Raw genomic sequence first — 20,660 nt, forward strand, 5'->3', positions numbered from 1 at the left:
TTTTTTATGTTTCATATATCCAGATACGCATCTCACCTGCTTTTCGATTACACCAGGCATAATAAGGGATAGCACGCAATTTTACAGACTCCATTGCTGGCAAATGACTCTGGTAGAGTACCTCTGATTCCTCGGCTCTCAACCCATCTGCCTCCAGGATCACAACTCCGTTTAACACGTCTTCTTCAAAAGCCGCGGTAATCTCGCTCTCCCGCGGAAGCCTTAATCCTGCAAGACGATTCCCATTGTCCACTTCCTCCAGACAATAGACAACCGGCCCGCGCTGCAAGGCAACCTGTCCTTGATTCATACCTATCTTCGGATTGCTGTATATGCGCATAACCGGCATTGGAAAAGACAGTGCAATCTGATCATCTTTCGCCCACATTCGCTCCAATACCAGATAGCCTTTTTCCAGATCACTAATCCCAACAGCCTTCCCATTGATGGATGCCGCAGCTCCTTCACACCAGCCGGGAATACGAAATGCCAGCTTAAACTCCCCTTCTCCTTCTACAGTTACGGTGATGCCAGCATACCATGGATATTGGTGATTTTGCGTGATCTTAACCGGCACCTCACCAATCTTGGTTTGTATACTTCCTGCAATATAGAGATGTGTATACAAGGTATCTTCTGTCTGCGTATAAGCATGATTTTCGATGGATGCAATCAATCGAGCAAGATTCGGAGGACAGCATGCACATGCAAACCATTTCTGCCGCCCTTGTTTCACATGCTCCTGATCCTTGCGTCCAGCTTGGTACGCGTTGACCTCAAGCGGGTTCACATAGAAAAATCGTTTGCCATCCAAATCCATCCCGCTGATCGTTCCATTGTAAATTGCCCGTTCCAGCACATCTGAATATTTCCTATCTGGTGAAAGCAATAACATCTGCTTGGCCCAGAAGACAAGTCCGACGGATGCACATGTTTCACAGTACATGCTGTCATTCGGCAGATCGTACGCATCTGTAAAAGCCTCACCATTAACAGCTGAGCCGAGGCCTGCTGTTATATACATCTTCCGGTTTGTCACATCATCCCATAACACATCACAAACCGCTTGCAGCTCCGCATCATCCGTCTTGCGTGCCAGATATGCCATTGCTGCATATAGATACATCGCCCGCACAGAATGTCCGACCGCTTCCTCCTGCTGCCGTACAGGAAGATGCGCCTGCATATAGGCATAACCGAGCCCGAAGTTGGTATTCTGGTCATTCCACGTTGGCGGGGCATCCAAGGAGTGACGCCGCTCTTTTTCCATGTCAAAGTAATGCGGCTCCTGTCCGCGCTGCTCGATGAAATACGCCGCAAGCTCCAGATGCTCACGCTTCCCTGTAGCATCAAATAAACGAAGCAATGCCAGCTCGATTTCCGGATGCCCTGGGTAGCCTTGCAGCTTTCCAGCTTCCTTTCCGAACGTACGCCGTATCAGATCCACATATTCCTCCATAATATCCAGGAACACGTACTTGCCAGTTGTTTCATAATAAGCAACAGCCGCCTCGATCAGATGACCTGCACAATATAATTCATGATTATCTCGCAGATTTGTCCAGCGGTGATCAGGTTCCACCAGCATATAATAGGTATTAAGATAACCGTCTTCCGCCTGTGCCCTGCCCATTAACGATATGACTTCATCTGCCGCTTCTTCCAATTCCGGGTCTGGAAAACTGCGTAAACTATACGCGACTGTCTCCAGCCATTTCGCTACATCACTATCCTGAAAGACTGTGCCATAATAATCTCCTGCTGCTTCCCCAGCCACAATGCGGAAATTTTCGATAGCGTGGCTCGGAGCTGTATCCGGCAGCTGATCATTCAGTGCTTTCCACTGATATGGGATAACCTGTTCAGCTACAAGCTGCTTATAATTCGACCAAAATGCATCTTCGACAGTTACTTTTTGGTTCTTATTCACACTGGAAAGTTCCATATTGCCCACTCCTCCTGCACACAAAAGTTAAGCGTTTCCAAAACACAGTTTAGCATCTACAATAGAAGTGACATAGCACCAGATTCAACTTCGTTTTATACTATTTCACCCAAAAGGTGGCGACAGGAAATGGAGAGTTCTTATTTATCATTCTCAGCTCCACCCCTGCCATATTTCGTGGAAGGGAACAGCACAACCTTTCACAAAGGACAACAGCATCCCGCACGAAGAAAACTAGGATTCTTCGATATCATCCTTGTTCAGGAGGGCACATTACACATCGGCGAAGAAGCATCGCAATGGGACATTTCCGCCGGTGAGGCATTGATCCTGCAACCAAACAAGTATCATTATCCGACAGCGCGCTGTGCATCAGATACGACGTTCTATTGGCTGCATATGCAAAGTACAGCATCTTGGACAGAACAATCTGCCTGCACCCCTATCACCTCGACTGAGAGAATATCGTCACTTCATTACCATACGGATTTTGCAACCATACACCTGCCGAAATATCAGCATGTACAGCACCCGCATGTCCTTTATAATACGGTCGAGAATCTGCTGGAATCCACCACTCAGCCGCGGTCCTTCGCCTTTTGGGAAACACAGCAATTGTTTATGCAAGTGCTGCAGCATTTAGCTTATAATCCCATACCTCAGCATACATCGTTACAATTAGCAGAACATGTTGAAATATTTATAAAACAGCATTACAACCAATACATCACGAATGCCACCTTGGCAAAGCACTTCCATGTTCATGAAAACTACTTAGCGAGATGCATGAAACAAGCTTTTTCTTGCACTCCGATTGCTTACTTAGCTTCTTACCGATTGCATCAGGCACGCCTGCTCCTTTTAACAACAGACTGGTCAGTGCAGCAGATTGCGGAGGAAGTAGGTTTTACAAGACAAGGTTATTTCTCGAAAAGCTTCAAAGCGAAGTACGGCTTAACACCAAGCCAGTACAGACAGGACTTGGGTAAAGCTTAATCACGTTCTTTTCTGTAATCTGCATCATGCAGGCTCACTCCTTATGGAGGCAGATGAAAGTAAGATAATACCTCCCAATAGCATTCCGATGCCTACCCACGATAGTAGATTCAATTCCTCGCCAACTAAGACAACACCTAAGATAGCAGCCGTAAACGGTTCAGCCAAGGAAAGTGACACAGCCGAAGATGCAGGCACTTGCTGCAGCCCCTTTGAGAACAAAAAATAGGCAGATGCTGTCGCAATAATTCCCAGATGCAGACTTACAGCTATGCCGCGTGGCTGTAAGATCCACTGCATATCAAACAAGAAAAGGAACGGCATAAGGAAAACGCCGCCGATTCCAAAGATAACAGCCGCTGTCTCAAGCGGGCCTTTGCCCTTTACGATTTGCCCGCTTACTAATGTATAGCCAGCAAATGACAACCCAGCTCCCAGCGCAAGCAGAATACCCATTGGCTTTATCACTACTGTATCTCCAGTCAGAAACAAAAGCACACAGCCAATAATCGATAAAGCTGTCGCTCCCCACCAAATAGAGCTCGGCCGTCTTCTGAAAAATATTGCTTCCAGCAGCCCAGACAGGATCGGGGCACTTCCGATAGCGATGACGGTACCTACCGCTACACCAGTCTGATTGACTGCCGAAAAGAACAGTGGTTGATAGCATGCCATGCTAAGCGCTGCGAGAAGCGTCGGTCCGATTGGCCAGCCTTTTATATTTAATTTTCCGAGCAATAAGGCAACCAAAAGCAGAAACACACCTCCAACCACAAGTCTTGCAGCTCCAATCGCAATTGGATGAGCTGCAGCTGGAGCAAATGCCTGTGCCGTTCCAGTCGTTCCCCAGAGTATTGCTGCAAACAGAACGAATAAAGGTGCTGTTTTAATGGCCATCATATCTCTCCCCTCGCTTCTTTTTTCCATCATGCCAGAAACTCTAGCATTCTGTAACGAATTAAAGGAGGTTATCATACATGAAACTTGCATTAGCTCTTTTCTTCTTTAGTATCTTTACCGTATTAAGCTACTTAATTTGGAGAAAGCATGTATATAAAATTCTTGCTGGATGGTCAGGTGAAACAAAGCCGGATAAAAAATAGGAAGGCATTTGCTGCTTTCAACGGTATCTTTATCTTCCTATACGGTTTCTGGAGCTTTTGTCTATATGCTACTTTTCATGGAAGAGGATCATGGCAGTCTGCTATTCATAGGAGTTTTGTTCCTCCTGGCCATCATACAAATGATTGTGACGAATTATTTCTTGCTCAAACGTGAATAACTTACCTTCTACGACGCAGGAAACGGATGATACTTTCTGCTATCACCAGGTTCACTACTATTGATCCATAGACGCCAATGGTATAGCTCTGCGTATAGCCCACCCCTGCTTTATACAGGACATCGGAAATCAAATGGATGAACATATTCGTAAAACAAAATAGATAACTGCGAATCATCCAGTTTTGGTGCTTGTCCAGTCTGCCTTTCCTGGCATGGATAATGGCAGCTGCAACCATGATCGGCCAAAACAAATTCACCAAGTTAAACGGTACACTGACCAGCTTGCCTCCAGTGGCATACGGGGCCAGGTAACCGGATGTCAACGAAACAAGCATTACTGAAACAGCATACACATAGCCGTTGATACGATGGAACTTTCGTTTATGCCATGCCAGTCCCCGGGAAAAGTTAACCGCTCCACTCAAAGTTGCCAAACAAGCGACGAATACATGTACATACATGACATCCAGCCACACTGGTAAGTGGAAGGAATCACGCAGATCAATCTTTTGTTCAAGGAAAAAGGAGGCCCGATTATCGAGGATATAATTATCCACAAATGTATAAATGATATAAATGCTAACGAACAGAAGCAGCATTTTGTATAAAGTACGGATAGACATGATGCCACTCCTTATTAATTTTTCGATTGTGTTAAGAATATCATATGAATACTTTTGCTAAGCTTCCAGGAATAGATCCTTATATAGAATACAAAAACATGGTAAGATAATCTCCCACTTCTATTACGGAGGATACACCATGAAAAAGTATGTAATCATTGGGCTCATTCTGCTAATTGCAGCAGCAGGTCTCATTTACAGCCAGTTAAAAACGAATACTAAGACAAACGATAAGATGGTCCTCGGTTATACCACTTCAGAGGAATCATCCTTACTGTCTCTAAAGGATTATCATGAGTATCTTACTGCCATCGCAATGGATACATACGCTTTTGACACCGATGGCAACCTTTTTGGTGAAGCACCAGAAGACCAGCTTGACTATGCAAAGCAGCATCATATTAATACCTATGCTGTGATATCCAACTTCGGTGAGACTGATTTCGACCCAGATTTAGCTCATGCTGTCATGGCTAACCCGAACGCGAAAAACAATTTCATGAATCAGTTGGTACAGCTTGCATCAGAAAAAGGGTTTACTGGATTCAATATAGATTTTGAAGCTGTTTATCCAGAGGATAGGGATCTCTACTCGGAGCTTATCAAGGATACCGCCAATGCGCTGAAAGAGTACAACATAGAAACTATGGTATCTGTGCCAGCCAAGGCTGCTGATGACCCCGCAAATGATTGGAGCTGGCCATATAACTATGCAGAACTCGGAGAATATGCCGATTATGTACAAGTGATGACGTATGATGAAAACGGTTCTTGGAGCGAATCAGGATCTGTAGCAAGTATCGATTGGATGAAACAAATGTTAACATTCGCCACAGAATCAATCGCCCCCGATAAAATCATTATGGGTGTGCCCGCATATGGCTATGATTGGAATCTATCGGATCCCGAACAAAACACAATGATAGAATGGGATAAAATACATTCCACACTAGATAATTATGATATAGAACCTATATATGATGAAGAAACCGCGTCCACGCATTTTGAATATATGAAGGAAAATCAGGAACATATCGTCTGGTTTGAGGATGAGGATTCCTTGCAGAAAAAAAGTTCTCTTACGAACTCCTATGATCTTGCAGGTATATCTGTTTATGCACTGGGACATGAGTCGGAATCTTTCTGGAAAGCCATAGAGGAAGGACTAAAATAAGTACAGCAAATAAACTGTTCAAATCGATATAAACACAAAAGCACCCTGAAATTTGCTTTCAGGGTGTCTTCAATTACACAGATCAATCTTTTATTGCTTCAATAGGAAAGCAAACTCGCTGTCCTTTACTTGTTCAATCAGCACATCCAAACGCTTTTGCTCTTCTTTCACTTTGTCTAAGTAAGTGTCGTAACCGTCTTTGTATTCTTTCAGGAAAGCTGCACCCAATGGTTCTTCGTCGAATGTCTCTCCTTTATATTCCGCAAAAGCTTTATAGTAGTCATAAACTTTTTCAAATGAATCCCGCTCATAAACGGCATCATTCTCCGCATCCTCCAAGGCCTGTTTACGATCTTGCAGACCTGCGATTGCTTCCAATACATTGAGCTTGTCGTAAGCTTCATCATCCATACTGTTGAGAACCACTTGTCCTTCAATATTCTCACGCTTTTCATAAATGCTACTAATAAGTGCAATATCCAATGCATCATCAACACCAGCACTTGGTACTTCACGATTATCTAAATCCATGTACGCGCTCATGTAGCCTTCATGCACACCATGATATTCAGCTATCACGCTGCCGTATAAGCTGTTTATATGTTCATTGTTTTTAAAGTTCTCTTCAGTCGGTGCAAAGTCAGTATCAATATCGGCTGGGTTACGAGCTCCATTGACCGGCTGACCCGATTGGATGTTTACAAGGTTATCAGCAAATTCCAATTCTTCTTTCGTGACTTCGCAGAAATTCTCATCCTTAGCAGAATCATCAAAGTAAAAATCATTAAATCCATCAACAGCCATTGCATTCCCCGTATCGTCCAGACCTTCTTTGTATTTCGTCATATTTTTCACTGCAAATTTTTCATCAGGATAATATGTCAGCTTCCCGTAATAAGCGTAATCCAACTGAGGTTCCTGCTGCAGCAGCTCAAACTCCAAGTTCTCATCTTTAACAGCCTGTTTGAAATCTTCGTAGTGTTGTTCACTTTGGAAATAGAGCTTATATGTAGGCGGCGTTGCTTTTTCTTCTTCCTGTTGATCAATATTATTTTGCTCAGCCTTTGTATTGCTAGTCTCGCTATTGCAACCTGCTATCAATAAAACAGCTAATAGAAGAGTTGGTAAAATGAATTTCATCTAAAAAACCCCTATCCTTATGTAGACCTAAAATAAAACTGCCATTCTCGTTAAAGAATGGCAGTTTTATCATTAGAATTATGCAGCACTAGCACTAGCGCCGATTAGTACTACCCAAAAAATAACTTTAAGTATAATTGTTATTGTACCAGTGACAATACCAGTAATACCAAGTCCTTTTTTAATTGGTTTCTTCGCACCAATTGCACCAAAAATAATTGCTAAAATTGCTAATGGATATGGTAAGAACGGTACCCAATAAAGAACCAATCCAACAATCCCTAACACAAGGGCTGTAACCGCTAGGCCGTTGCCTTCTGGTTTTGTGACAACTACAGTATGTTGTTGTTCCATCTGAACTCCTCCTTCCTCTTTTTTTATATGTATAGGTAAAATTGCTCCTTAATCATATCAGATATAATTCTTTTAGACCATACTATTTCCTATATTTTATCAGTATAAGAATTTTTTTATTTATTTTCCATTTTAAATAAAACACCCCCCGCACTCCAGGTGCCGGGGGTGTAATCTATTTACTTTGCTTTTTTCACAAGCTTCACTGCATCCTTCGAAACATAGAACTTACCGCCGCTCTGGACTGTTACACTATCCAGTTCATATTCACGATCATTTACAATAGCGATGTTCTTGTTCACAGGGAATTCTGCTTTTTTACGCCCTTTTTCTATTACCAATACCGGGTTCGCCTCATCAGAAGAATCAACACTCACTTCGCCCCACTTACCGAATGCTTCTTCTGCTTCGATGAACATATCACCGCTCAGTTTATCCAGCTTGAAGCCCATGGCGTCAGCTACTGAATGTGCAATATCCGTATTCTCAATCATACCGGACGGTTTGCCAGGTCCATAGGAGTAAAGGAACAGGTCCTCACCTGTATGACCACCAGTCGTGAAACCAAGGTTAGCACGCTTTGCAAGAAGGTCTACCAATGTGCCTCCCAAGTCATCAGACTCTTCAATAGCAGCAGCTTCTTCTGCAGTTGGGTTCGTAATACCATAAAGCTCCGCTACTTCCAAACGGTTGGATCCATCCTCATTCAACTGAGACATAGCTCCTTCAAGCGTCATTGTTGCTTCCTTCAACGGATCTATATAAGCGGATACAGGTGTAGAAGAATACGTGCCATCTGTATTTTCATTTCCGATGGAGATTCCGCTGTTACCATGGTCAGAAACAGCGATGACCATCGTATTTTTATCTTTCTTGGCGAAATCCAGTGCTTCTTTCACCGCGTCATCAAATGACAGCGTATCGCTGATCATACCGACAGGGTCATTTGCATGTGCTGCCCAGTCCGGCTTGCTGCCTTCTACCATGAGGAAGAAACCATCTTTATCTTTAGACAAAGTTTGGATACTTTTCTTCGTCATTTCGGCTAATGTCGGTTCTTCTGGCTGCGTTGCTTCCCGATCCATATCGTAAGCCAGAGCAGCTGGAGCGAAGGAGCCCCAGAGTTTTTTTGATTTAGAATCTAGCAAGTCATCCCGCGTTTCAACAAAATCGTATCCTTTATCATCTATTACCCCTAGCAAATCCTCGCCATCATCACGGTTGCCATTTTCCAAGGATTCCTTTCCGCCGCCAAGGACAACGTCGATATTTTGATAGACTTGCTGCTCAGCGATATTATCATATTGCTGGCGATGCTCTGCATGAGACGAAAAGGCAGCCGGTGTTGCGTGCTGAATTTCGGATGTTGAAATAAGACCAGTCGCTTTACCGCTTAATTTTGCCCCTTCCAGCACGTTTGTCACAGGGCGGTACGGATCGTTCGCAAGATCTTCATCCACTCCTGGAGAAGCAATCTTCTCTGGAAGGACACCGACAAACTTGTCATTTGTTTTATTACCCGTAGCCATCGCAGTACCGGCAGGGGCAGAATCCGTCACAGCAGACTCAGCAGAATATGTACGCACACCACCAGAGGCCATCTGATCCATTGCCAAATCATCGCCTTTGTACCATCTAGATAACGTTGTTGTTGTAGAGCTCACACCATCCTTAACGAGTACGATGACGTTCTTTACCTTCGGATCTTTTTTCGCTTCTACTTCTTCCCGCTCCAAGTTCGTCAAACCGATTGAACCGGCCGCCAGCGTCCCCGCTAACGTCACACCAAGTAATTTTTTGCTTAGCTTCATCTCTCATTCCTCCATATTATCAGTTATAAAAACCCTTACTAACACACCAATAAAGTTAATAGAATCAGGTCGTGTACGAGAGTAATTGTATAGGCTGATTGTTAACGGGATGTTAATGATATATAAAGCTATCGTTAATTAATATAATGGGAATTTTGGCAGTAAAAGGGTGTATGTAAGCCTATACATACTTTGCTAATAGTGATATAGACTTAGCATTTACGCTGTAAATAAAATATTCTCAGACAACAAATTGCGGTAGACCATACTTTTATCACTATTATCTCTACATAGTATAAATTACCCATCAACACAATAACATAATTCCATCCAGATATAATTACCCATTCTTAAATTAACAAAGTTAGACACGTTAAATGCTCCCCGCTCTCAACAACTGCGATATTACTATCGTTATGATGTCTGAAATGGAGTCATTAGATTTGAAAAATCTATTTTTAATAAATATCAAATTAAGCAACCCCTTTTTTGAACTCTTTACGATATATAATTTGAATTAGCTGCCATATTACTGTTAGCTGCAATCATGGTCGGCCATTCACGCAAGTATCGAAAAGTACGCTAGCTTTCTTACTATGTATTTCATTCTTCTCAAAGAATGGCTGTAATTGATAATAACTACTATGCTTTGAAAAAGAAGCGACGTTATACCTTTTATCTTCCAAAGCTAATGTCACATAAATTTAACCATCACGTAAAATGGTGAACAAACAGCGTGATTTCGGCATTTCCCTTGTGACTGATTTCACATAATCCCTTGACACAACTTCTCTAGTATTCTACCCTTACTAATAAATATAAATTTAGAATGATTATGTCTAAGTAATTCTAAGTTTTTAGTTATTAATTTATTTTGGGAGGCTATTTTTTTATGTCACTTATCGGCAAAGAAGTACAACCATTCACAGCACAAGCTTACAAAAACGGAGATTTCATCGAAGTAACAGAAGCAAGTCTTAAAGGTCAATGGAGTGTTGTTTGCTTCTACCCTGCAGATTTCAGCTTCGTATGCCCGACTGAGCTTGAAGATCTTCAAGATCAATACAGCACACTAAAAGATCTTGGTGTGGAAGTATTCTCAGTATCTACTGATACACACTTCGTACATAAAGGCTGGCATGACAGCTCTGAAAAAATCGGTAAAATCACATACGCAATGATCGGTGATCCATCCCAAGCAATCTCCCGTCAATTCGATGTATTGAATGAAGAGTCTGGTCTTGCTGACCGCGGCACATTCATCATCGATCCAGATGGCGTCATCCAAACTGTTGAAATCAATGCAGACGGTATCGGCCGTGATGCAAGCACACTTGTGAATAAAATCAAAGCAGCACAATACGTGCGTCAAAATCCAGGCGAAGTTTGCCCGGCGAAATGGGAAGAAGGATCTGAAACACTAACACCTAGCTTGGATCTTGTAGGCAAAATCTAAGGAGTGCGTTGAAAATGGTACTTGATGCAAACATAAAAGCTCAATTGAACCAATACATGGCGCTTATGGAGAACCCTATCGTTCTTAAAGTGAGTGCTGGTGCAGACGACGTTTCCAAGGAAATGCTTGCCCTAGTTGAAGAGCTTGCAGCCATGTCGTCTAAGATTACAGTAGAAACAGCAGAACTTACACGTACCCCTAGCTTCACTGTAAACCGTGTTGGCGAAGATACTGGTATCACGTTTGCCGGTATTCCGCTTGGACATGAGTTTACTTCACTTGTTCTTGCTCTCTTGCAGGTGAGCGGTCGTGCGCCGAAGGTTGATGAGAAACTGATCAACCAAATCAAGAACATCAAAGGTGAATTCCACTTTGAGTCTTATATCAGCTTGACTTGTCATAACTGCCCGGATGTCGTACAGGCGTTGAACGTGATGAGCGTACTGAATCCGAACATCACAAGCACAATGATTGATGGTGCAGCCTTCAAGGAAGAAGTAGAAAGCAAGAACATCATGGCCGTTCCGACTGTTTATTTGAACGGCGAAAACTTCGGAAGCGGCCGGATGACGCTTGAAGAAATGCTAGCGAAAATGGGTTCTGGTGCAGATGCATCCGAGTTCGATAACAAAGATCCATATGACGTTCTTGTTGTCGGCGGCGGTCCAGCTGGCTCCAGCGCAGCTATCTATGCTGCCCGCAAAGGAATCCGTACTGGAATCGTTGCAGAGCGCTTTGGCGGCCAGGTATTGGATACAATGAGCATCGAGAACTTCATAACTGTCAAGGAAACAGAAGGTCCGAAGCTTGTCGCCAGCCTGGAAGAGCACGTGAAAGAATACAACATCGATGTGATGAACCTGCAGAAGGCTGTTAAAATCGCGAAAAACGATTTATTTGAACTGGAGCTGGAAAATGGCGCGACACTGAAAAGTAAAAGCGTCATCATTTCTACAGGTGCACGCTGGCGTAATGTCAATGTTCCTGGCGAGCAGGAATTCAAGAACAAAGGTGTTGCCTACTGTGCACACTGTGACGGCCCGCTATTCGAAGGAAAAGACGTGGCTGTCATCGGCGGCGGTAACTCCGGTATCGAAGCAGCCATTGATTTGGCTGGTATCGTGAACCACGTTACAGTCCTTGAATTCGCCGATACATTAAAAGCAGACGAAGTATTGCAAAAGCGCGCTTACAGCCTGCCGAACGTAACTATCATCACAAACGCACAAACTACGGAAATCACTGGTGACGATAACGTCAACGGTATCACTTATGTAGAACGCGACACAAATGAAGAAAAACACATTGCCCTGCAAGGTGTCTTCGTCCAAATCGGTCTTGTACCGAACACAGAATTCCTAGCTGACATCGTTGAGCGCACTCCAATGGGTGAGATCATCGTTGACAAACATGGACAAACGAATGTACCTGGCCTGTTTGCAGCAGGAGACTGTGCAGATACAGCATACAAACAAATCATTGTTTCTATGGGATCTGGCGCGACTGCTTCACTGGGTGCTTTTGATTATCTGATCCGCAATTGATTTTTCCAGAAGCTTATTGCCGAATTATTTGGCAATAAGCTTCTTTTGCTTTCTCACAGTAGAGGTTCCACTTGCAACCCAGTCAAAACAATCCATCTTTCATCGAATATCCCCACATCTTTACCGCTTATGGTTGCACAACCAAATTCCATGCATAGCTTATTAAGAAAAATTGGATTATTTGAGGGGGAGTGACCACGTCTTGAAACGCAGAAAGCGGAGTACGCCAGCAGCTTTTATGGGGATACTGTGCGTTCTTGTTATATTCTTGACAGCCTGTTCTCCAGCACAAGACTCGGAGAACGCAGCACAGGAAAATACAATCCGGATCGGATATCAGAAGAATGGACCCTTACTGATAGTGAAAGAGCTGGGGACACTTGAAAAAAGATTAAAAGATCTTGGGTTGAAGGTAGAATGGTACGAATTCCAAGCAGGACCTGCCTTGCAGGAGGCATTGAATACAGGAAGTATCGACTTTGGGCGATCCGGAGATTCACCACCTATCTTTGCACAAGCTTCAGGTTCAGATTTGAAGTATGTCGCAGCAGGCAAATCCAAATTTCAAGGTTCGGGTATCTTGGTGAAGGAGGATTCTGCTATCCAGTCGATAGAAGACCTGAAAGGAAAGAAAATCGGTTTTGCAAAAGGAAGCAGCTCCCACTATTTATTAGTAAAGGCCTTGCAGAAGGCTGGTCTTGCTTACAGTGATATCGAACCAGCTTACCTATCCCCGGGAGATGCTCGTATTGCATTTGAACAAGGCGATATCGATGCCTGGGTTGTATGGGATCCTTTTACCGCTGATACCGAAAACACAGCAGATGCCCGCCTCCTCGTCAACGGAGAAGGTCTGACATCCGATCGCGATTACTTCCTGTCCTCACCTGAGCTCCTGGAACAGCATGAAGAGACAGTAAATATCATGATCGAAGAAATTCAAAAAGCATGCGAATGGGCGAACACTCATCCAGAGGAGCTGACGAAAATGCTCTCAGGGGTTTTGGGTATTGAGGAAAGCTCGATGAGAATCGCAGTTGAACGGCGGGAATACGGCGTTGAAGAAATTGATGAGGCAATAATTAAAGAACAGCAATCCATTGCGGATACATTCTTTGAGCTTAAGTTGATACCGAAAAAAGTGTCTGTCGAGGAAGCTGTTTACCATGCAGAATGAGAGGATGAAGCATGTTGAAAAGACTCCATTCCTTCTTCCTGAATAAGCTGCTGCCTTGGGCACTTCCTGTCCTGCTTCTAGCAGGCTGGCAGTACGCCGTGAAATTTGGTTTTGTCTCAACAAACATCCTCCCTGCACCAACTGATGTATATTTCGCCGCGATCGACCTTTTCCATTCAGGTATGCTGATGGATCATATAGGCATAAGTCTTGGGAGGGCTTTAATCGGATTTCTGATCGGCGGTAGCATCGGGTTTCTCCTTGGCTTGGCTAATGGGCTTTTCCGATCTACTGAACTGCTATTCGATACGTCTATCCAAATGTTGAGGAATATACCCCACTTGGCATTGATTCCACTCGTTATTTTGTGGTTCGGTATTGATGAAGAGGCAAAAATATTCCTTGTGGCTCTCGGAGTTCTCTTCCCCATTTATCTCAACACCTACCATGGCATCAAATCGGTGGATAAAGGGTTGATCGAAATGGGCAGGATGTATGGTCTCAAAGGTTTTTCGCTTTTCGTCCATGTCATCTTTCCCGGTGCATTATCATCGATAATTGTGGGAATACGCTATTCCTTGGGTATCATGTGGATTACACTCATTGTATCCGAGACCATATCCTCAACGTCGGGAATCGGATATATGGCGATGAATGCACGTGAGTTCATGCAAATGGATGTTATTGTTCTTAGTATCTTATTATATGCACTACTTGGAAAGCTATCTGATGTCATCGCCCGCTTTTTTGAAAATCGATTGCTGAAGTGGCACCCAAGCTACCAAAAGCCTTCCTGATTAGGAGGAGAGATATGAATTTCGCGGAAAAAGTATATCTGAATCTTCATCATCTGAACAAGACTTATAACGGAAATAACGTTTTGAATTCCTTGAATTTAACTATCCACAAAGGAGAGTTTATCGCCATTGTTGGAAAAAGCGGCTGTGGTAAGAGTACTCTTCTCCGCCTATTATCCGGCTTGGAGAAACCTACTGATGGTAAGATCGTGATTGAGGGAAAGCCGCTCGAAGGTTTGAACAGCGAAGCTTGTATCATGTTTCAGGATGGGCGTCTTCTCCCTTGGAAGCGTGTACTCGATAACGTCCAGTTAGGCCTGAAAGGCAATAACCGTCAGGAAGCTATCAATGTTTTGAAGCACGTCGGCTTAGAGAATCGGAAGGATGAATATCCAGCAAAACTTTCCGGCGGCCAGAAGCAGCGTGTCGCATTAGCACGCGCACTCATCCACAAACCAAGTTTATTGCTGCTGGACGAACCACTGGGTGCATTGGATGCTCTTACCAGATTGGAGATGCAAACACTGATCGAGAAGATTCAAGCTGTTAATCAATTTACTACGCTATTGGTCACACATGATGTCGAAGAAGCAGTAGCACTTGCAGACCGGGTCATCATCCTGCAAGGAGGACAAATAGCACTGGACGTACCTGTAAAGCTCGCCAGGCCAAGACAAAGAAATGATATTGGTTTTTCATCCCTTGTGAAAACAATCCTGAATAAAATCTTGGAGGAACCGGAAGAGCTTGCACTTTCAAATAAAGAAAAAAATCTTGCTTTCAAAAGCATACCGAAACCATCTTGATATGATTATGGCAGGCCGCTTCGGTCTGCTATATTCCCAACTTAGTCATTCCACCCATTTACTCCGCATAGTATAGGTGTACAAGCCATATTCGGACAAGGGATTGATCACCTTGATAACAAGAAAAACCACCCGCATTTTTGTCAGGAAGTACATACTCATATTTGCCGGTGCCGTCATTCAAGGCTTCGCGATGGCAGTTTTCCTCTTTCCAAATGCTATTCCCTCTGGCGGAGCCGGGGGGTTGACTGTCCTGTTCCATTATCTTTTCCATATTCCGATGAGTATTGCTTTATTCCTGCTGAATGCCTCTATGCTTTTATTTGCTGTTCGTTATCTCGGAAGCGAAAGCGCGATCGGAACGCTTTTCGGTATTACAGTCACGTCCGTTTCCGTCAATATATGCGGAGTGTATTTGAACACACCTTTTACTAATGTATGGATTGATTTGCTGGCAGGGTCGATAATCCTCGGGACCGGAATCGGTTTGCTGCTCCGGCAAGGTGTTTCAAATGGCGGCATCGGCGTCATAGCGATGATCATTTCCAAGTACCGTAACACAAATCCCGGAAAACCGCTGTTCTGGATCAATGGTTGCATTTTTCTCATCACCGCTTACATCATCGACTGGCAAATCGTCATCCAAGCTGTGATATGCCAATGGCTTTCCACCCGTATCGTCACCTTCCTGTTTGCATTTCCTATCCATCTCAATTGGTATAATACAATTTCTGCTTGGCGTAAAAAATGACCCTTACAGGAGGGCATTCCTCTGTAAGGGTCATTCTCTTTACCTTCCTTCTATCGGTTCAAGCATCTGGATAGTTTTTTTATCTTTTCTGCCGCTTCCTTTTGCCCCTTCTTCCGCATCCTCTTTTTTCACCCTGATCATCAGCAAAGAAAGAAGTCCGACCAACGCTGTGAATCCCGCGATGGATAAAAACATTCCAGCATGTGACCAGGCCATCAGCCTTCCAAACAAAGGAGGGCCGATGGCCACACCTAAGAACCTGACAGAACCATATAAGGATGTTACGAATCCACGCCTCTCCTGTCCAACAGCCCCTGTAATGAAGCTATTGATACAAGGAAGGACAAACCCTGTTCCTACACTGCTTACGACAAGTACAGAAATGAATGGGACTAGATTATCAAAGAAAGTCAACGTTGCATAAGATGCGGTGGAGAAAATAAACCCCAGCACAATGAGCCGTTTCATCAATTTCTGGTTTTTACCGATCTTACTTCCTGTAATATAGGAGGTCGTACACATGACCAGTAAAGGGATAGCTAAAATCAGACCTTTGATGACGCCATCGATATGATGAGCGGTTTCAAGTGTATCGGATAAGTAAAATAGGATACCAAAAAGGGTGAAAAGACAAGTGGCACCCGCCAAATAGGCAGTAAACAGCCATCTGCCTTCATGTTTGAACACACTCAGCAGACCTTTGATGTACTTACTCGGTTTAGGCGGATTCTTCGCATGCTCCTTCTCACGGATGAAGATCCAGGACAAAATGAAGGAAATCAATACAACCAATGGGAAAGCAAAGAAAACACCAAACCATATAATTAGTCCGATAGCTGCACCAAGTATAGGAGATAGCACTTTCCCGAATCCATTAGATGCCTCCACCAGTCCGAGCACCCTGCTTTCCTTTGCCCCCTTGTACAAATCCCCGGTCAACGCCATCGCAATCGGAGCTGTACCTGCTGCCCCAATTCCCTGAAGGGACCTGCCTACTAAGATCCATGTAAAGGCATGCTGAAACTTCCACGCTGCAAATCCAGCCAAAATACCACCAAGGCCATAAAGTACCAGTGCCGGCAGGATTACTGCCTTCCTGGAAAATCGATCCGACAGATAACCCAATATAGGAATAAAAAAAGCAGCGACAATAGAGAAAACAGTAATTGTTAAACTTGCTTGGAAGGAAGAGAGTCCCAGCTCCGATTGCATCTTAGGCAAGATAGGAATAAGCATGGAATTTCCAAGCGTCATGATCAATGGTATGGACCCAATTGCAACAACTGTCATTGCTGTATTTTGTTTTTTGCTCACGTTTACTATTGCTCCTCCGCGACTGTCTCGCCTTATATTCTTTGGATTAGATTGTCCGGAGCCCTGTTGGCCTATTCTGTCACATATAGGAAGCAGCTTGTCCCGAATACTAACTGTTGCACAAGGATAAACTAACATTTGCAAAGGAGGGTACACATATGAAGCTATTTATCGAATACATCCTGGACGAAATCGAACAAATCGGCACAAAGCATGGTTTCAGGGTTTCCCTGTCATCCTGCAGGAACGATCAGAACTACTTAAGAGGCACGATGCAATTTTTTGATTCCTCCTTTCATATACATTACCTCATTATCTTTACGCACCCGGAAGAAAATCCGAATTTGAATTATACCTTTTGGCTTCTTAATTCTTACGGGAATGAACGGCTAGTGGAGAAAGATGGATCGAAGGAGAAAAAAGTGGAGCTGATCAAGGACCTTGCCCTAAAGGAAATCCCGATCAATTTAGCACGGAGCGAGTTGATCCTGCATTTGTTCTCAGAAATAACTCTATCGGTTTCCAGTCACGACACACCAAAAAATCCATAGAAAATAAAGCATCATTTTCCATGGATTTCCCGTATCATTAATCATGTCTTATTCCATAAAAAATAATGCCGACACCAAGCAGAATCCAGAGCACTTTGTTGAAAGAAACACTGCCGGCCATACCCGCAACCCCAATAGCCGTGGTAACAATCAATACCAAAGGTCCAACGAATGCCAGGGAGCTGTTGATCACCAACGCCTTCTCTAAATCATTTATCTTCAGCATAAGCAATGCTGCGGTTATCTCTATCCCCCCTGATAACAATCTCAGCATAACCATACCAATAATCGCTTTTTCGAATAAAGGGTGCATGAAAGCCTCCTGAACGCATGAATTAATTGATTATATGCATGAGGAAACCCATTTAGGACAAGTTGCAGCAATGCCTCGACGATAATGAAACCACAAACAAAAAAGGTGTATTCCTGTTATATAGGAATACACCTTTTCTTCATTCTGACAAGGAGCCGCTACATTACAAGTAATTCCAACACTCGAAGAAAATTATCAGTGTGAACAGCCAGTACCTGCGCTTCATCGATTGAAATTTCCTTAAATCTTATAAGACTGCCTGGTGCAGCCTGTGCCAGCAACGATATATCCGATGAAATTACTGTAGCTATTCTCGTGTATCCTCCAGTTGTCTGCCGGTCTGCCATCAAAATAATCGGTTGCCCATTGGCAGGCACTTGAATCCCGCCCAACGGTACCGCTTCCGATATAATATCCGCAGAATCTTCATGCGCTAGTTCCGGTCCCTTTAATCGATAGCCCATGCGATCCGATTGCGGGGTGACTTCATATACGGAAGATAGAAATGTTTGGAGAGCTTGATCTGTAAAAGCATCTTGATGCGGTCCAAGAATGACTCGGACAGTGAGCTCCTTCCCATAAGCCGGAATAGCATTGTAATGAAGTGCCCTGCCTGTAACGGCCTGCACATTCCCTGCACCGTACAATATGTCTTCCTTTTCAAGAGCACGTCCGTTCTGACCGCCGATTTTTGCCTTCAGATATGTTGACTGACTTCCCATCACTGCTTGCAAGTCAAAGCCTCCAGCCACACTGATATAAGAACGAATTCCTTCCAGCGGCTGACCGAATTCAACTAGCTGGCCCTCTTTCACAGCGAAACTTTTCCACATCGGCGCCGGCTGACCGTTCACTCTTGGCGACAGATTTCCGCCGGTTATCGCAATAACAGCATCCTTCAGCACCTTTAATGTCGGTCCCATCATTGTGACTTCCAGTCCTGCCTCGTCTCGTTGATTCCCGACGAGCAGGTTGGCAATTTGGAGCGAAAATCCATCCATCGCACCAGCTACAACAACCCCATATTCTTGATAACCCGTACGACCGAGATCTTGAAAAGTTGTCAGGAGTCCCGGCTTCATCACTTGAAATAGCTTTTCACTCATGATTCCCGACTCCGAAATTTTGAATTGTGATTTGTTCCAGCTGAAGTCTTTTGCGGAGCTGTTGAACGAATAGGAGCGCTTCAGGCTCATCACCATGCACGCAAATAGTATCTGCTTGAATGGCAATATCCGTACCATCTACAGCAGTCACTTTACCTTCCTGGATCATGCGGATGACACGATCAACTGCTACTGTAACATCATGAATCATCGCATTGGCTTGAGAACGTGGTGTCAGCGTGCCATCTGCTTGATAGGTTCTGTCTGCAAAGACCTCCTGCGCAACACGCAGACCAGCTTTCTCACCTGCTCGTACAAGCTCACTGCCCGCAAGACCAAACAGTACTAATTCAGGATCGACTGCATAAACCGCCGTTGCAATAGCTTCAGCCATAGCAGCGTCTTTCGAGGCCATGTTATATAGTGCCCCGTGTGGCTTCACATGCTGGACAAAGGTACCGCATGCTTTGGCAGCTCCTTGAATTGCTCCAAGCTGGTACACAACCAGGTTATGGATTTCTTTTGGAGACAGTTTCATTTCCCGTCGTCCGAACCCTGCTAGGTCAGGGAAACCTGGGTGAGCACCGATTCCCACACCAAGCTCGGCGGCTGTTTTCACCGTTTCAAGCATGACATTATGGTCACCTGCATGGAATCCACACGCAATATTGGCAGATGATATGTACTTTAATACTTCCTCATCATTACCGATTGTATAGGCGCCAAAGCTCTCACCTAAATCACTGTTCAAATCAATCGTCTTCATACCAGTCCCTCCTTACTTTTCCTTGCTGACAATCTTATATTCCCCAAGGCGCACTGCTTCAGCTATCGAATCGTACTCATCTTTGGAAATGGGGACAAAACGCAGATAAGACCCGGAAGTCAATAAAATCGGCTGTTTACTTTCTGGATCATATAATTTCACCGGCGTCTGACCGATGAGCTGCCAGCCTCCCGGCGTTTCCAGCGGATACACACCAGTTTGTGATCCCGCAATACCAACAGAACCAGCAGCGATTTTCGGACGAGGATCCGAACGGCGAGGTGTCGCAATTTCTTCAGACATACCGCCCAGGTATGGAAAGCCTGGAACAAATCCCATCATATAAATCAAATAATCCCGGCTCGTATGGATCCGGATGACATCATCCACAGACAGACCGTTATGATCCGCAACGAAATTCAAATCAGGACCAGTCTCCCCGCCATAGTAGGTAGGTATTTCATAAACAAGAGAAGCAGCCTCGGCCACTCCTCCTTGGATATTTTCATATAGACGCTCCAGCCGTTCCAGCAGCGCTCGATAACGGATCTTATCAGGCCGATAAAAAATGGACAGCGTTGTATAAGCTGGTACCCATTCGATTATCCCTTCGATTTTCTCCGCTTTAAGCAGCTCTGCAAACAGCCTGATTTTCCGATTTGTTTCCTCTGAGATCGTTTGTCCGAAAACGAGCTGAATGCCCGTATCTCCTAACGGATGATAGGTAAGCTTCATTTTTAGGACCTCCTTCT

General features: G+C 44.1%; 21 protein-coding genes. 10 read left to right on the forward strand and 11 right to left on the reverse strand.

Features of this window, described 5'->3' with window-relative positions; all coding sequences use genetic code 11:
- Positions 1 to 4: 4 nt before the first annotated feature.
- On the reverse strand, positions 5 to 1,945 hold the full coding sequence (locus SFC25_RS00600) for a glycoside hydrolase family 127 protein (protein WP_411213381.1): 1,941 nt from the start codon (positions 1,943 to 1,945) through the stop codon (positions 5 to 7).
- Between the two features lie 129 nt (positions 1,946 to 2,074).
- Between SFC25_RS00600 and SFC25_RS00605 the strand changes: the two genes are divergently transcribed.
- Positions 2,075 to 2,941, forward strand: a complete 867-nt coding sequence (locus tag SFC25_RS00605) for a helix-turn-helix transcriptional regulator (RefSeq protein WP_411213383.1) — start codon at positions 2,075 to 2,077, stop codon at positions 2,939 to 2,941.
- 24 nt (positions 2,942 to 2,965) lie between these two features.
- Here SFC25_RS00605 and SFC25_RS00610 read toward each other — a convergent pair whose 3' ends face one another.
- On the reverse strand, positions 2,966 to 3,841 hold the full coding sequence (locus SFC25_RS00610) for an EamA family transporter (RefSeq protein ID WP_411213385.1): 876 nt from the start codon (positions 3,839 to 3,841) through the stop codon (positions 2,966 to 2,968).
- 77 nt (positions 3,842 to 3,918) lie between these two features.
- Between SFC25_RS00610 and SFC25_RS00615 the strand changes: the two genes are divergently transcribed.
- On the forward strand, positions 3,919 to 4,044 hold the full coding sequence (locus SFC25_RS00615) for a hypothetical protein (protein ID WP_411213386.1): 126 nt from the start codon (positions 3,919 to 3,921) through the stop codon (positions 4,042 to 4,044).
- 180 nt (positions 4,045 to 4,224) lie between these two features.
- Here SFC25_RS00615 and SFC25_RS00620 read toward each other — a convergent pair whose 3' ends face one another.
- The gene (locus SFC25_RS00620; RefSeq protein ID WP_411213388.1) at positions 4,225 to 4,848 is read right to left on the reverse strand and encodes a DUF2306 domain-containing protein; all 624 of its coding nucleotides are present in this window, start codon (positions 4,846 to 4,848) and stop codon (positions 4,225 to 4,227) included.
- Positions 4,849 to 4,987: 139 nt separating this feature from the next.
- On the opposite strand from SFC25_RS00620, the gene SFC25_RS00625 reads away from it, so the two are divergent.
- Positions 4,988 to 6,022, forward strand: a complete 1,035-nt coding sequence (locus SFC25_RS00625; RefSeq protein ID WP_411213390.1) for a glycosyl hydrolase family 18 protein — start codon at positions 4,988 to 4,990, stop codon at positions 6,020 to 6,022.
- Positions 6,023 to 6,112: 90 nt separating this feature from the next.
- Here the strand turns inward: SFC25_RS00625 and SFC25_RS00630 are convergent, their stop codons facing one another.
- The 3 genes from SFC25_RS00630 to SFC25_RS00640 all read right to left on the reverse strand — a co-directional run bounded on the left by SFC25_RS00630 (position 6,113) and on the right by SFC25_RS00640 (position 9,327).
- On the reverse strand, positions 6,113 to 7,162 hold the full coding sequence (locus tag SFC25_RS00630; RefSeq protein ID WP_411213391.1) for a hypothetical protein: 1,050 nt from the start codon (positions 7,160 to 7,162) through the stop codon (positions 6,113 to 6,115).
- A gap of 78 nt (positions 7,163 to 7,240) precedes the next feature.
- Positions 7,241 to 7,516, reverse strand: a complete 276-nt coding sequence (locus SFC25_RS00635; protein ID WP_411213393.1) for a DUF4190 domain-containing protein — start codon at positions 7,514 to 7,516, stop codon at positions 7,241 to 7,243.
- 179 nt (positions 7,517 to 7,695) lie between these two features.
- Entirely contained in the window at positions 7,696 to 9,327 is a 1,632-nt protein-coding gene (locus SFC25_RS00640; RefSeq protein WP_411213395.1) for an alkaline phosphatase, read from the reverse strand.
- An 892-nt stretch (positions 9,328 to 10,219) separates the two neighbouring features.
- Between SFC25_RS00640 and ahpC the strand changes: the two genes are divergently transcribed.
- The 6 genes from ahpC to SFC25_RS00670 all read left to right on the forward strand — a co-directional run bounded on the left by ahpC (position 10,220) and on the right by SFC25_RS00670 (position 15,858).
- Positions 10,220 to 10,783 carry an alkyl hydroperoxide reductase subunit C gene (gene ahpC, locus SFC25_RS00645; RefSeq protein WP_095221508.1) on the forward strand — a complete coding sequence of 188 codons (564 nt, stop codon included), beginning with the start codon at positions 10,220 to 10,222 and terminating at the stop codon, positions 10,781 to 10,783.
- 14 nt (positions 10,784 to 10,797) lie between these two features.
- Positions 10,798 to 12,327 (forward strand): alkyl hydroperoxide reductase subunit F, encoded by a 1,530-nt coding sequence (ahpF, locus tag SFC25_RS00650; RefSeq protein WP_411213397.1) that lies wholly within the window; start codon positions 10,798 to 10,800, stop codon positions 12,325 to 12,327.
- Positions 12,328 to 12,529: 202 nt separating this feature from the next.
- The gene (locus SFC25_RS00655) at positions 12,530 to 13,504 is read left to right on the forward strand and encodes a sulfonate ABC transporter substrate-binding protein (RefSeq protein ID WP_411213398.1); all 975 of its coding nucleotides are present in this window, start codon (positions 12,530 to 12,532) and stop codon (positions 13,502 to 13,504) included.
- Between the two features lie 11 nt (positions 13,505 to 13,515).
- Positions 13,516 to 14,301: an aliphatic sulfonate ABC transporter permease SsuC gene (ssuC, locus tag SFC25_RS00660; protein ID WP_411213399.1), complete on the forward strand. Its 786-nt coding sequence runs from the start codon at positions 13,516 to 13,518 to the stop codon at positions 14,299 to 14,301.
- Between the two features lie 14 nt (positions 14,302 to 14,315).
- Positions 14,316 to 15,107: an ABC transporter ATP-binding protein gene (locus SFC25_RS00665; RefSeq protein ID WP_411213401.1), complete on the forward strand. Its 792-nt coding sequence runs from the start codon at positions 14,316 to 14,318 to the stop codon at positions 15,105 to 15,107.
- A gap of 112 nt (positions 15,108 to 15,219) precedes the next feature.
- Positions 15,220 to 15,858, forward strand: a complete 639-nt coding sequence (locus SFC25_RS00670; protein ID WP_411213403.1) for a YitT family protein — start codon at positions 15,220 to 15,222, stop codon at positions 15,856 to 15,858.
- A 39-nt stretch (positions 15,859 to 15,897) separates the two neighbouring features.
- Here SFC25_RS00670 and SFC25_RS00675 read toward each other — a convergent pair whose 3' ends face one another.
- Positions 15,898 to 17,148: an MFS transporter gene (locus SFC25_RS00675; protein ID WP_411213756.1), complete on the reverse strand. Its 1,251-nt coding sequence runs from the start codon at positions 17,146 to 17,148 to the stop codon at positions 15,898 to 15,900.
- Between the two features lie 182 nt (positions 17,149 to 17,330).
- Between SFC25_RS00675 and SFC25_RS00680 the strand changes: the two genes are divergently transcribed.
- Positions 17,331 to 17,723 carry a hypothetical protein gene (locus tag SFC25_RS00680; protein ID WP_411213404.1) on the forward strand — a complete coding sequence of 131 codons (393 nt, stop codon included), beginning with the start codon at positions 17,331 to 17,333 and terminating at the stop codon, positions 17,721 to 17,723.
- A 37-nt stretch (positions 17,724 to 17,760) separates the two neighbouring features.
- Here the strand turns inward: SFC25_RS00680 and SFC25_RS00685 are convergent, their stop codons facing one another.
- The 4 genes from SFC25_RS00685 to pxpB form a co-directional block, all read right to left on the reverse strand.
- Positions 17,761 to 18,036 (reverse strand): YqhV family protein, encoded by a 276-nt coding sequence (locus tag SFC25_RS00685; RefSeq protein WP_411213405.1) that lies wholly within the window; start codon positions 18,034 to 18,036, stop codon positions 17,761 to 17,763.
- Between the two features lie 158 nt (positions 18,037 to 18,194).
- Complete coding sequence (locus SFC25_RS00690) at positions 18,195 to 19,142, reverse strand: 5-oxoprolinase subunit C family protein (protein WP_411213406.1); 948 nt, start codon at positions 19,140 to 19,142, stop codon at positions 18,195 to 18,197.
- The gene (locus SFC25_RS00695; protein WP_411213407.1) at positions 19,135 to 19,908 is read right to left on the reverse strand and encodes a LamB/YcsF family protein; all 774 of its coding nucleotides are present in this window, start codon (positions 19,906 to 19,908) and stop codon (positions 19,135 to 19,137) included. Before SFC25_RS00695 ends, SFC25_RS00690 begins: the two co-directional genes overlap by 8 nt.
- A gap of 12 nt (positions 19,909 to 19,920) precedes the next feature.
- Entirely contained in the window at positions 19,921 to 20,643 is a 723-nt protein-coding gene (gene pxpB, locus SFC25_RS00700; protein WP_411213408.1) for a 5-oxoprolinase subunit PxpB, read from the reverse strand.
- Positions 20,644 to 20,660 lie beyond the last annotated feature (17 nt).

It is taken from the genome of Terribacillus saccharophilus, assembly GCF_046592595.1.
GTDB classification, from domain to species: Bacteria; Bacillota; Bacilli; order Bacillales; family Amphibacillaceae; genus Terribacillus; species Terribacillus saccharophilus_C.